Genomic DNA, 13,025 nt, shown 5'->3' with positions numbered 1-13,025 from the left:
ATGTGTTAGAGGAAAAACTAACGCATTCATTTAAATTCTTCGCATATATTCTTATTAGTGGTGTTATTTTGAAACAATTTAGCTTGTCCAAATATTATCAATTCGTTTTTTCGGTTCTATTATTTATTTTTTCTGCTTTTTCATTTTCTGCACCAAATTCATTTACTGAAGCCAAAATGCTGAGTAAAACTCAGGTTTATGCAGATCAAAACCACCAAGGTGAGGGAACAATATACTGCGGCTGCCAGTGGGAATGGGTAGGAAAAAGCGGGGGGAAAGTCGATTTAGCCTCTTGCGGCTATCAAGTGCGTAAACAACAGAACCGAGCTGAACGTATTGAATGGGAGCATATTGTTCCTGCATGGGTGTTTGGTCATCAAAGACAATGCTGGCAAAAAGGGGGGCGAAAAAACTGTGTGTCTAGTGACCCTATTTTTGGCCGAATGGAAGCAGATATGCATAATTTAGCGCCTTCTATTGGTGAGGTGAATGGTGATAGAAGCAACTTTAGTTTTGGGCAATTACCTACTAATACGCCGTACCCATACGGAATGTGCCGCAGCCGAGTTGATTTTAAACAAAAAGTCTTTGAACCAAGGAATGAGGCTAAAGGGCAAGTAGCCCGAGTATATTTCTATATGCATGACCGTTATAACTTGTCTATGTCACGTCAACAGCAACAGTTATTGATGGCGTGGGATAATAAATATCCTCCAACGTCTTGGGAAATCAAGCGAGATAATCGAATCGCTAAAATTATGGGGCATCATAACCCATTTGTGACAGGGGAGAAAAAATGGAGTTTAAACCATAAAAATGGCGCAGAGGGAGTTAATGTTTCTCCAGTTTCATCTTTGATTCAGACTAAGATAATAGAAAATAAATCTATTGTACCAGATGCGATTGAAATTAAAGGGAATCGTAATTCAAAAAAATATCATTTTTCACATTGCGCTAGCTTCAATACCATTGCCGATAAAAATGCAGTTATTTTCACTAATGAACAAGCAGCTAAAGCCGCAGGTTTTGAGTTAGCGGGAAATTGTAAAAGACGCTAATTATCTTGTAAGCCACAGTAGTTAATTCACTGATTACTGTGGTTTTATTTCTTGTTTTTATGCGTGATAACGAAAATCTTTAATAAACTTCTAAAATTTTGTTGGAAAAATGTTGCATTATTAAAAAAAATGACGCTATATTTAAAGCAAATGAAAACTGCAATAAAAACATGGACTCATTGAGGTACAAAAAATATTGTAGTTTGTCATATTACTGTCATATAGATTCATTAGTTTAAAAGTATCGCTGCTACAGGAGAAACTAATGGGAAATACGTGTTTATTCACACGAATTCGAAGCCGGTTATCACTCCATCATGAAATTTCCATGGTGAGATTGGTAACCGGTTTTTTTATTAGCCGACTTATGGCACCAAGTTACAGCCACAATCGATATTTGACCATTAACTTTGAGCTTGAAGGGAGCTCCTCTCTGTTTGGAATAGTCCGTCATTTGAATTGACATCACTGATACCGGGAAGGGTTAATACTATGAGTAGACAGAAAGCTGCAACAAAGGTACGTCGTGAAATGAAACGTTCATCACGTAAAGAGCGTTCAGGTCGTTTTGTTATCAATAACGTCGCATCATTTGCTGAATATACAGGCATTGAAGCTATCGGTATGGCAAAAGAACGTCGTGATGAATCCCCTATATTACCCAGAAATGAAGCTCAAAAACTCTATATTAATTCCATTAAACATAAGCAACTCATTTTTGCGAATGGTGAAGCGGGTTGTGGTAAAACCTATATCAGTACTGCACTGGCGGCTGATGCGTTAATTCATAAAGATATCAATAAGATTATTGTAACAAGGCCCGTTCTTCAAGCGGAGGAAGATCTTGGTTTTTTACCGGGTGATATGTCAGAAAAATTTGCGCCGTACTTTCGCCCTGTTTATGACGTATTGGTGAAAAGACTGGGGGCATCCTTTTTGCAGTATTGTTTGCGTCCTGAAATTGCCAAAGTGGAAATAGCGCCATTTGCTTATATGCGAGGCCGAACATTTGAAAATGCTGTCGTGATATTAGATGAAGCTCAGAATGTTACCGTCACTCAAATGAAAATGTTTTTAACTCGGCTTGGTGAAAATGTGACGGTGATTGTCAATGGTGATGTGACCCAGTGTGACTTGCCTGAAGGTGTGTCCTCAGGGTTAGCTGATGCATTACAACGTTTTAGTAGTGATGAAATGGTATCAATGGTGAACTTTACTATTGAGGATTGTGTGAGGTCACAATTGTGCCATAAAGCATTGCTGGCCTATAACGATTGATCAAGATATTCATTAATCCTATGCCCTACGATTTGCTTGCAGGGCATAGGTTAAATTATAGGGACAACTGACTAGTGGTAGAGCATTTCATGTACGATTTGCTCATCGGTAAGAGTATATGGGTAATAGGTTGGCCAATTTTCTAGCTGGCTTAATAATTTTTCCTGGGATTCATTTCCCATATACAGGTGGAAATGCCCTGAAGTCTGAGGCTCAATAATATGGTCACTAAATTGGATAAATTTAGGCGCTTTTGAGTTTGCATCTTTGCATTCAAACAAGTAACGAACACCTTTTTTCCCTGAAGTATAGTGCAGAATTTTGTAACCCGCGTAGTCATATTTACAGCTGCTTACGTTCCCGTTTTGGGTAAATTCAATAACATCATTTTCAATGCCAATACTGTTAACATCAGTGGCATAGCCTTTTTTATAATATTCACGATACTCTTCAACCGTTTTGTCTTTATTTTTCTTGGCCTTACTTTCTAGAACCTCATCAAGCTTTCCATTTAATAGCAATGGATTCACAGATTCCCAGATGCCTTGCCAATCACTAAGAGATCTATCTTTGACATCAGTATCCTCAAAAATCCCTTTTGAAGCTTGTAGCGCTTTCTCTGATTGTGGATGGGAATGACTATGTGAGCCATGAGCAACAGCGGTATAACTAGTGAGCGCTAATGCAATATAAAGACTAGTTTTTAAAATTGCCATTTTGTACACAGTGGTTTTCCTATTTTTGTAGTGAATATAAAGATTATAAAAAACCATTATGTTATAACATAACATTTGATGGTATGAAAAGTATTTTAGGGAGTTTATTGTTGGGGAAAATAATGGCTAATAATTTGATGAAGGTAGGCAAGATCAGGAAATAAGTTCGCTTATTAGCATTTATAGACCAACAAGCGAACTAAATATTTGAATTGAAGTTAATCGTCAGGGTTATCCATTACAGCATGGCGCTCATGATGGTAACCTTCCTCATCATAGCCATATCGCCAATAAGGGATTGCATAGATATCATCACGGCCAAAACCTTTTTCACGACGAATATAACGACGCAGATCACGAATAATTTGGTCTTCACCCGCAATCCAGAAAGCGCAGTCGCTGCTTGGGATCTCCCAAGACTTAAACGTGCTAATCAATTCAGCGGTTTTGGTGATATCACCACAAACCCAAATCACTTCAACTTGTTCAGGTTTTTTCAGTTCTCTTACGTCTTTTGGGTTATCTAACCGTAGTACAACTTTGCCTTGGGCATTCGCTGGCATTTTCTCTAATAATGCGGCGATAGCGGGTAGGGAACTTGAATCACCAGCCATAAAGTAGTGTTGCCTTGCAGGCAATAATGGGTCTGGGCCACCTGGATTGGTAATACCCATCCAATTTCCGGGCTTTGCATCCCGAGCAAATAGATATGCAGGGCCAGTTGCGCCATCGTGCATAGCAAATTCAATATCTATCTCGCTAACTTCTGGACGGATGGCTCTGACGGAATAAGTACGAACAAATGGGCGAGGTTTGTCTTCTGGCCAGCTACGGCCTTCTTTACTTAGGATAGGGAGTGCGGGCTGGCTGATTAAATCAGGGGCTAAAAATATTTTCAGATGCCCACCTTCACAATCTGTTGGGTATGTATTGAGTCTTTCACCTGTGAAAGTAATACTACGAATAGATGGGCTGATATCGGTAATGGATTTAACTTGAATAAGCTGTGGTGGAGCCGGGCGATAGATGTTTTTTTCAACAGGTTGTTCAGTGGCCACGGACGATCTCCTTTATTAATGATAATTTTATTATATGGTAATTATTATTATTATCATTATCATGAATAAATTTGTAAGTTGCAACCGCTAGTGAGTGATTGGGGGCGGATATTTATGAAGAGAGATTTTTCAGCAGAAGATAGGGCAACTCACAGTGATGAGCCATTGATTTTAATAAAAATGCCGTATGACTTTTAGTCTACGGCATATAGAAAAGTTAATTACTTCACTTTCATTCCAGCGGCGGTCATCATCAATTTAAATACTGACGAAAATGCAAACAATGCGAGTACACTTCCGAACCAGATGATAGCCATCCAACCGAGTTTTTTCCACCAAGGAGAGGCACTCACGCTATCAGTGGTAGCCTTGCTCTGGGGTAATTTTTCCTCTGAAGACATAGTAACTCCAATAGGTATAAACCAAAATAACAGGAATGATGAATAACGCACCGACTAACATAAAGCCTAAACTTTCGGATGGGCCTGCGGCATCACGGAAACTGACTGCGGGTGGAATGAGTGTCGGCCAAATACTGATGCCTAAACCAGTAAACCCAAGGAAAATTAACATTAAAGCCGCTAAGAATGGCACGCTATCGAACCGTTGGCGCTTAGCACTTTTTAGGATCAACCAAGTACAGCCTAATACCAGTAATGGAACCGGTAAGAAGAAGAACAGATTTGGCAGGGTGAACCAACGCTCAAAGACTGCGTCATTTAACATTGGGGTCCAGAAGCTGATCACTGCTATGACCGCTAACATCAGTAATGTTAATGGCCGTAGGACACGATACATGGTGCTACGTAAGTGGCCCTCCGTTTTCATGATCAACCAACCACAAGCTAATAGCGCATAAGCAACGACGAGGCCAAATCCGCAAAACAGTGGGAAAGGTGAGAACCAATCGAAATAACCACCCATGTAAACACGGTTTTCCACATGGAAGCCTTGGATAAAGGCACCAACTACCACACCTTGAACAAAGGTGGCAAAAATTGAACCCCAAATAAAGGCGTGATCCCAATGGCGGCGGTGTGATTCATCCGCTCTAAAGCGAAACTCAAAGGCGACACCACGGAAAATCAAGGCCAATAACATGAAAGTTAATGAAATTGACAACGCATCAAGGACAATCGCATAAGCGAGAGGAAAAGCACCAAATAGTGCAGCCCCACCTAAAACCAACCAAGTTTCATTGCCATCCCACACAGGGGCAACGCTATTCATCATCAGATCACGGTCTTGGCTGTCTTTTAGCGCAGGGTAAAGGATCCCGATGCCTAAATCGAACCCATCCATAACAATATACATCAACATACTAAATACGATGATGACAAACCAAATGAGAGGTAAATCAATGCCCATGAGCTGCGTCCTCCGCGATGCCTTTACGAATTAATTTCATCATGTACATGTAGCCGATACCGAACACCCCACCGTAAACCACAAAGAAGGCGATTAAACTGATACTCATGTGCATTTCACCATGTGCACTGACTGCATCAGAGGTTCGTTGTAGCCCATAAACAACCCATGGCTGTCGGCCTATTTCTGTTGTAAACCAACCCGCTAAAATGGCAATCAAACCAGAAGGAGCCATGACGAACATAAAGCGTAGGAAGGTTTTGGATTCATACAGGTTTTTACGATAACGTAGCCATAAACCCCAGACTCCAGCCGCGATCATTAATAAGCCGAGCCCGACCATTACGCGGAATGACCAAAACACCATAAACACGTTAGGCCTATCTTCTGGCGCGTATTCTTTTAACGCAGGCACTTGTTTGTCGATACTGTGGGTTAAAATCAGGCTTGCTAAATAAGGGATTTCGATAGCAAATTCTGTTTTTTCTTTTTCTTGGTTTGGTATACCAAATAAGATAAGCGGAGTGGCTTCTCCAGGTTTATTTTCCCAGTGACCTTCCATTGCAGCCACTTTAACAGGTTGATGTTTAAGTGTGTTTAGCCCATGAGCATCCCCGATTAAAGCTTGAACTGGGGCTAAAATCAAAATCAACCACAGGGACATGGAAAACATTTTTTTCATGGCGCTGGACTTGTTGCCTTTGAGCAAGTGCCAAGCCGCAGATGCACCAATAAAAAATGCTGCCGCAAGGAATGCTGCGGTGGTCATATGCAACAGGCGGTAAGGGAAAGAGGGGTTGAAGATAACCGCAAACCAATTAACGGGAACAATGCGCCCATCAATAATTTCAAAGCCTTGTGGTGTTTGCATGAAACTGTTGGAGGCTAGGATCCAGAACGTGGAAATAATCGTTCCCAACGCGACCATGCAAGTGGCGAAAAAATGTAATTTTTCACCTACACGGTTCATTCCAAATAGCATAACACCAAGGAAACCGGCCTCTAAGAAGAATGCGGTAAGCACCTCATAAGTGAGAAGCGGCCCTGTAATACCCCCTGCAAAATCTGAGAAAAAGCTCCAGTTAGTGCCGAATTGGTATGCCATGACCAAGCCAGAAACAACGCCCATTCCGAAGTTGACGGCAAAAACTTTTGACCAAAAATGGAACAGTTTTATATAGTCTTCATCACGAGTTTTAAGCCATAAACCTTGTAGCACCGCAAGGTAACTTGCCAGCCCAATAGTAATGGCGGGAAAAATAATATGAAACGAGACCGTAAAAGCGAATTGTATACGGGCAAGTTCCAGCGCAGTTAGTCCAAACATATTGACCCCTGAGTGGATATGTTAATGGCACGCAATATTTAACGTTCTGATGAGAGCAATTGAGGCGCTAATCCTTAGCAAAAGGAATTGCTCACAACGGAGTGCAAAATAACCGCAACCCAACGAAAAATTTTTTGTGCTTATAGTTAAAAAAAGTCAGGTGAATGTGTGGATAAGTAGAACATGAGACGATAAACTATAATAGTAACAATTATTGGGATATTAACTATAACAGTTGAGGCGGCTATGACGAGATACGAACAATTAGCAGCGCAAATTCGTCAGCAAATTGAAGACAATATCTGGCAAGTGGGCGACAGATTACCTTCATTGAGGGAAAGTGTTAAACAGTCAGGCTTAAGTTTAATGACTGTAGTACAAGCATACCAGTTGCTTGAAAGCCAAGGGTGGGTCGTTGCTCGCCCGCAATCAGGGTATTACGTGGCAAACCGTAATAACGCATTTGCTGCCGCTAAAGGAGGAAAAGGGCTACATTTGAATGAAAATGTAGAGATTAACGCCTCTATTTTTGGTGTCCTACAGGCTTGTAAGGACCCGAATATTATCCCATTTGGCTCCGCATTTCCAGAGCCTGCCTTATTGGATGACCCAAAACTTGCGAAGTCTCTTGCGTCTGTCGCTAGGCGTTTATCTAAATTTAATACACCAGCTAATTTGCCACCTGGTAATGAACAACTGCGCCGTAACATTGCTCAGCGCTATGCAACTCAAGGGATCCATGTCGCTCCCGATGAAATCGTGATCACAGCAGGGGCAATGGAATCTTTGGTTCTGAGTTTACAATCGGTGACTCAGCCCGGGGATTGGGTGGTTATCGAATCTCCTGCATTCTATGGTTCACTTCAGGCAATTGAGCGGTTAAAACTTAAGGCGATAGCCATTAAAACAGACCCGCTATTTGGTATTGATCTTGACGCATTAGAGGATATTGCGAGCAAATATCCAATTAAAGCCTGTTGGCTAATGACGCATTATCAAAATCCATTAGGCGGAACGATGCCGCAAACAAACAAAAGACGTCTGGTAGATATCCTTAATAAGCATCAAATTACTTTAATTGAGGACGATGTCTATGGGGAACTTTATTTTGGCAGTAAACAGCCGATACCTGCCAAGGCACTAGACACCAAAGGTAATTTCTTTCATTGTTCTTCATTTTCAAAATGTTTAGCCCCGGGGTATCGCGTGGGTTGGGTGGCCGCCGGCCAACACGCGACAAAAATTCAACATTTACAAATGATGAGCACCGTTTCTGCTAGCGTTCCTACGCAATTAGCTATTGCGGAGTACTTATCATTAGGGGGATATGACAGTCACCTGCGTAAACTGCGTTTAACAATGGAGCAACGTCAGCACCAAATGTTGAGTGCAATAGCAAAATACATGCCTCCATCAGTAAAAGTGAATACACCAAAAGGTGGGTATTTTTTATGGTTAGAATTTGAGCCACCATTTAATGCTATTCGTTTATATCAGCTCGCATTAAAAGAGGGGATCAGCATCGCACCTGGCAGTATGTTTTCCACAAGCGACCAGTTTAATCATGCATTTCGCCTTAATGCATCGTTTACATGGAATGAGAGGGTGGAAGAAGCAATGAAAACATTAGGCCGCTTATGTCACTTTTTAATCAACGAGAGGCGTGATTAGTCACATTATCGTTGCTAATTCATTGCTTAGAAAGATTAACTTTGCGAATCTAAGTATAAATCTAAATGTATTAGCAGCAACAGATGGGAGGTAATGTGAAAATAAAATGTTTTGATATAAAGGAGTTACCTATCCTGAATTGGCATGATGGTGCGGGGACTAGCCAAGAAGTATTTTGCTGGCCTGTTGCATCAGACTATTCATTACGCGCAAGTATTGCAACCATCGAGCAAGATAGCTATTTAAAGCGCTATGCAGAAGGCGAAAGGCTGGTGGTATTGTTGAATGACCAGCCTCTTCTTTTAACTGATACCAAAGCGTTTGAGTGCCGGCTTGAACGCGCTGGTGACCATGCTCAATTTTCAGCTCAGCAATTTTGCGCAATAAAAGTCTTACAGCCATCAGTTCAGTTAATGAATTTTATTTTTCGAGGTGATCGGTGGGGGGCTAAAAGTTATTTCATCACTGAAGATTATAAATTACCCGCCAACCAAGCGGGATTAGTCTACGTACTAAAGGGTGAATGGGACATTTCAGGGGCAAATTGCCATCTTCTGGCCCAAGGACAAGGCGCGTGGTGGTTACCTGATATCGGTGAAGGAGAGATTAAACCACTTAGCACCGATAGCAAGTTGATCTGGATTGAATTATTACCTCGCTAACTGGTCGCTAAACCAATAGCCGCTAGTGTTAGCATGCCACCAGCAACACCTTCGGTTATACGGCGTTTTTTATCATTATAAGCGCGCTTATTATGCATGGATGCAAATAGTGCACCTATCACACCGTAGATCACGACACATGAAAGTATAAAAGTGGCTGAGAGTATCAAGGACTGAACGGCGACACTTTCTGTCAGCTTAATGAAGTTTGGTAAAATAGCGAAATACACCAGTAGCCCTTTAGGGTTAAGGAAGCTAGTCAGAAAGGCTTTACCTACTACCGCTTTTGTCGACACAGTTTGAATTTTTAGCTCCCCAGCTCTCATCGCAGATAACACCATCCGAGCAGCAAGATAAGTGACATAAGCGACGCCAACCCATTTAATGGTGTAGAAAATCATGGGGGATGCTGCAACAATTGCGGCTAAACCAAGCGCAGCTAGGATCGCATGTGCCCCATAGCCCAGTATAATACCTAAATTAGCTTTCAAGGCCGCTGAGGTTCCTCCCGATAATCCTTGTGCAGAAATAAACAGAATATCTGGGCCTGGTGTGCATACCAAGGGAATGACGGTTGCGCTAAATAAGAGTAAGGTCTGTAACTCCATTTTAATTCCTCATTGTTGTTCGTCGTTATTTCACGCAACTGGCCAGTAGCGATAAAATTATAGCGATAATCCAATGATATTGGATTTTTTTATTGCTTTAAAACAAACAAAAATTGGTATTTAATATCATTAATTAATATAAAATTGAGGTTGAATGCCAATGAAGCAAACTGAACTAAAACTGGATGCTATTGATAGACGGATCTTACAAGTTTTACAAAGAGATGGAAAAATTCAGAATATTGAATTAGCGAAAGAAGTCGGCCTTTCTCCGTCTCCTTGCTTACGTCGCGTGAAATTGCTTGAAGAAGCTGGGGTTATCAAGCGTTATGTGGCGGTGCTGGATGGGAGTAAAATTGGAGCGGGTCTTTCTTTATTTGCACGTATTTGGTTTAAAACACAAGATGCTAAGACCATCAACCAATTCGTTGAAGACATTAAACAGATGCCTGAAGTTGTAGAATGCCATCTAATGGCAGGGGAATGTGATGCATTGATCCGCATTGTGACACAAGACTTAGCTTCTTATCGTCGTTTTCATGCAGACCATTTAACACAAATTAGTAGCATTCAGAGTATTAAGACGGAGGTGCCAATGGAAACGGTGAAAGTCACTTATGCTTTGCCGCTTTAGAATAGTGACTCGGTTTTATTTATTAGAAATAATTATTTTTATAAGACAAAATTAATTAAATAATACAAAAAATGAATAAATAATTAATTTTTGAATTTCAATTTTACAAATTGAAATATTATTACGTTATTTTTAATATTGATGGATTAGTTTGATTCTCTTTTTTAGATTATTATCTAACTGGTTATTTTATTTTTATATAACGATTTGTTTATTTGATGAGATAACTCTTATATGTTCACAACGCTGTTGAGTAATAGCTTACTCATGACGAAAGTGCTATCTAATTAGTTGATATGTAAATAATGAAAGGGAAGTTTTTTTGATCCTGCGCAACATCACTTCACGTTAATTACTTATACTGTTAATAATCCAAAATTAAAATAATGCGAATATTTCTTATTTAAAAAATATTTTCAATTTAATCGGTAACGATGTGAGTCTTTATAAGCATTTTTCTAATTGTCACAGGTATTGTAATACCCGTCTATTAATTGATTATTTGTGATCTGAGTCTAATTGAAAATTCACCGAATAATAGAAATTATTTTCTCATAAATTTAAGGAAAATTTATGATTTATCCTATTACTGATAGAACAATATCTACAGTAAATAATCAAAAATTTAAGCGTTATGCTATCCGCTATTTAGATATTGAACAGCAAACACAGCAGGCAATTATAGAATATGGCCTCAATTTTGAAGCGCCTTTTGAACAGCAACGTGAGATTGAACAACTCAAACTAGATATAAAAAGTAAAGGCGCAATTTTTGCGAACAATGGAAAAAGTATACATTGTAATTGGCTATCAAGTGCTTGCGTACAATGTCGTACAGGAGAAGGGAGCCACACAACATTTTTGTCCTTAAAATGCCATCGCGATTGTTACTTTTGTTTTAACCCAAATCAAGAAAACTATCAGGAATTTCAACAGGAAATGCGTGATGCTATTGGGGAAGTTGACGCAATAGCAGAACAAGGTTACCCACTTACCCATATCGCGCTAACCGGGGGGGAGCCTCTACTTTTTCGCCAAGAAAGTATCGCATTTTTCCAAGCAGTCCAACAGAAATTACCTCAGACTCATAGCCGGTTGTATACAGCCGGTGACCCATTAGACCGAAATACCGCATTGGCTCTAGCGAAAGCAGGCCTACAAGAAATCCGCTTTAGTATCAAAATTGATGATCCTACAGAACGGATCACCAAAGTTTTACACCGTATCGCCTTAGCACGTGAGATTTTTCCATCAGTAATGGTGGAGATGCCTGTCATCCCCGGAACAGAAAAGCAGATGTATCAGTTACTTACTCAGCTTGATGATATTGGAATTGACGGTATCAATTTATTAGAGTTTTGTTTCCCACTAACAAATAGTGAAGCCTATCAATCTCGAGGGTTCAGGCTTAAAAACCCACCTTATGAGGTGTATTACAACTATTGGTATGCAGGTGGGTTAGCTGTTGCACAGAGTGAATTAGCCTGCCTTCGAGTTCTCAAATTCGCACTAGAAAATCAATTGTCTCTTGGGGTGCATTACTGCTCTTTAGAAAATAAACATACCGGGCAGGTATACCAAAACAATGCTTTTTTTGAAAACAATGAACAAATAATAGGAAAGCATTATTTTTTTTCCTCTCAGGATTATTTTTTTAAAAGTGCCAAAGTCTTTGGTGACGATTGTGAAAAGGTGGCAGTTTTACTGACACACGCTGGTGTTTCTTATCATCAAGAATTACTGCATGGATTTTTGCAGTTTAATCCTGAGGCAATTGGCTTATTAACCCCACTAGGCAAAATACCTATCGCATTGACTTCCCACATTATTGAGCCCGATGAACAGGGAAATCCTGTAATTAAAGAAGTCCGAATTGAACTTACAACACCAACTGAATTTTTACTGACAGACCTGCAGGGAAATATTTATGACTAATGACGACCAAATTGTAGATTTTCTGTATGCACGTCAATTTGCTTATGACGTACTACGACGTTTGTTTATGGAAGAACCAACGCCTGAGCTATTAAATTATTTGAGAGACTCGGGGTTACTGTTATTTCCTTGTGATGAAGTATTACCCGCGATGAAAAACGCGATAAATGGCATGCATAAAGACTTAAATACGAGGCAGTTACAAGCCAACAACGATGATTTCGAAAATTTGCATTGGGACTTTACTCGCTTGTTTATAGGCCCAGAAGCCCCGCCAGCATCGCCATGGGAATCAACTTATGTTTCTCGTGACAAACTGCTATTTCAAGAAAGTACGTTAGCAGTGAAGTCTTTTTATGAACAGTATGACGTTTATTTGCCAGAAGGTGATATGGAAGCCGCTGACCATATTGGCTATGAGTTAGATTTTATGTGGCATTTAAGTCTGCGCATTACTGAGCTTATTGACAGCGAAACAGACCCTATTGATTGGCCCAAAGTGAACGCGTTATTACTCGGGTCTGCAACATTCTTGAATACCCATTTACTGGCTTTTATAACGCCGTTTTGCCGTTCAATGCATAACCACGCAGAAACATTATTCTATCGTCAATTAAGTTCATTACTTGAGCTTTTTTTACGTAATGATATTAAAAAAATCAATGAGTTAGTAAATTTATAATAATAAAACAAAATGAAGAGGTAAGAGC

The 13,025-nt window shown here is 40.0% G+C and carries 13 protein-coding genes; 7 read left to right on the top strand and 6 right to left on the bottom strand.

All coding sequences use genetic code 11. The annotated features are described in order from the left end of the window. The first annotated feature begins 125 nt into the window (after positions 1–125). Together G6Q48_RS06500 and phoH are read left to right on the top strand one after the other, a co-directional pair. Positions 126–1,058 (top strand): endonuclease, encoded by a 933-nt coding sequence (locus G6Q48_RS06500; protein ID WP_242685789.1) that lies wholly within the window; start codon positions 126–128, stop codon positions 1,056–1,058. A 492-nt stretch (positions 1,059–1,550) separates the two neighbouring features. Continuing rightward, the gene (gene phoH / locus G6Q48_RS06495; protein ID WP_166265191.1) at positions 1,551–2,336 is read left to right on the top strand and encodes a phosphate starvation-inducible protein PhoH; all 786 of its coding nucleotides are present in this window, start codon (positions 1,551–1,553) and stop codon (positions 2,334–2,336) included. 71 nt (positions 2,337–2,407) lie between these two features. On the opposite strand, the gene zinT is transcribed toward phoH, so the two are convergent. The 5 genes from zinT to G6Q48_RS06470 all read right to left on the bottom strand — a co-directional run bounded on the left by zinT (position 2,408) and on the right by G6Q48_RS06470 (position 6,805). Further along, positions 2,408–3,052: a metal-binding protein ZinT gene (gene zinT, locus G6Q48_RS06490; RefSeq protein WP_166265422.1), complete on the bottom strand. Its 645-nt coding sequence runs from the start codon at positions 3,050–3,052 to the stop codon at positions 2,408–2,410. Between the two features lie 218 nt (positions 3,053–3,270). Next, complete coding sequence (locus G6Q48_RS06485) at positions 3,271–4,110, bottom strand: siderophore-interacting protein (RefSeq protein ID WP_166265188.1); 840 nt, start codon at positions 4,108–4,110, stop codon at positions 3,271–3,273. Between the two features lie 221 nt (positions 4,111–4,331). After that, on the bottom strand, positions 4,332–4,463 hold the full coding sequence (locus G6Q48_RS06480; protein WP_306821397.1) for a DUF2474 domain-containing protein: 132 nt from the start codon (positions 4,461–4,463) through the stop codon (positions 4,332–4,334). A 4-nt stretch (positions 4,464–4,467) separates the two neighbouring features. Further along, complete coding sequence (gene cydB, locus G6Q48_RS06475; protein ID WP_166265185.1) at positions 4,468–5,478, bottom strand: cytochrome d ubiquinol oxidase subunit II; 1,011 nt, start codon at positions 5,476–5,478, stop codon at positions 4,468–4,470. Then, positions 5,468–6,805: a cytochrome ubiquinol oxidase subunit I gene (locus G6Q48_RS06470; protein ID WP_166265182.1), complete on the bottom strand. Its 1,338-nt coding sequence runs from the start codon at positions 6,803–6,805 to the stop codon at positions 5,468–5,470. Before G6Q48_RS06470 ends, cydB begins: the two co-directional genes overlap by 11 nt. Before the next feature lie 246 nt (positions 6,806–7,051). Between G6Q48_RS06470 and G6Q48_RS06465 the strand changes: the two genes are divergently transcribed. Beyond that, positions 7,052–8,476, top strand: coding sequence for an aminotransferase-like domain-containing protein (locus G6Q48_RS06465; protein ID WP_102139651.1), 1,425 nt, complete (start codon positions 7,052–7,054; stop codon positions 8,474–8,476). A 95-nt stretch (positions 8,477–8,571) separates the two neighbouring features. Beyond that, on the top strand, positions 8,572–9,138 hold the full coding sequence (locus tag G6Q48_RS06460) for a HutD/Ves family protein (protein ID WP_232368186.1): 567 nt from the start codon (positions 8,572–8,574) through the stop codon (positions 9,136–9,138). Here G6Q48_RS06460 and G6Q48_RS06455 read toward each other — a convergent pair. Continuing rightward, complete coding sequence (locus tag G6Q48_RS06455) at positions 9,135–9,746, bottom strand: LysE family translocator (protein ID WP_102139649.1); 612 nt, start codon at positions 9,744–9,746, stop codon at positions 9,135–9,137. The genes G6Q48_RS06460 and G6Q48_RS06455 overlap by 4 nt on opposite strands. Positions 9,747–9,900: 154 nt before the next feature. On the opposite strand from G6Q48_RS06455, the gene G6Q48_RS06450 reads away from it, so the two are divergent. From G6Q48_RS06450 to G6Q48_RS06440, 3 genes are all read left to right on the top strand, one after another. Beyond that, positions 9,901–10,380 carry an Lrp/AsnC family transcriptional regulator gene (locus G6Q48_RS06450; RefSeq protein WP_195698617.1) on the top strand — a complete coding sequence of 160 codons (480 nt, stop codon included), beginning with the start codon at positions 9,901–9,903 and terminating at the stop codon, positions 10,378–10,380. A gap of 573 nt (positions 10,381–10,953) precedes the next feature. Continuing rightward, positions 10,954–12,315: a radical SAM protein gene (locus tag G6Q48_RS06445; protein ID WP_166265176.1), complete on the top strand. Its 1,362-nt coding sequence runs from the start codon at positions 10,954–10,956 to the stop codon at positions 12,313–12,315. Further along, entirely contained in the window at positions 12,308–12,997 is a 690-nt protein-coding gene (locus G6Q48_RS06440) for a TorD/DmsD family molecular chaperone (RefSeq protein WP_166265173.1), read from the top strand. The genes G6Q48_RS06445 and G6Q48_RS06440 overlap by 8 nt, the downstream gene beginning before the upstream one ends. The last annotated feature ends 28 nt before the right edge of the window (positions 12,998–13,025 follow it).

Origin of the sequence: Providencia sp. M-27 (assembly GCF_011077905.1) — a bacterium.
GTDB lineage: Bacteria > Pseudomonadota > Gammaproteobacteria > Enterobacterales > Enterobacteriaceae > Providencia > Providencia huaxiensis.
The sequence above is the reverse complement of the archived record's forward strand: the minus strand, read 5'-3'. Positions and strand labels throughout refer to the sequence as shown.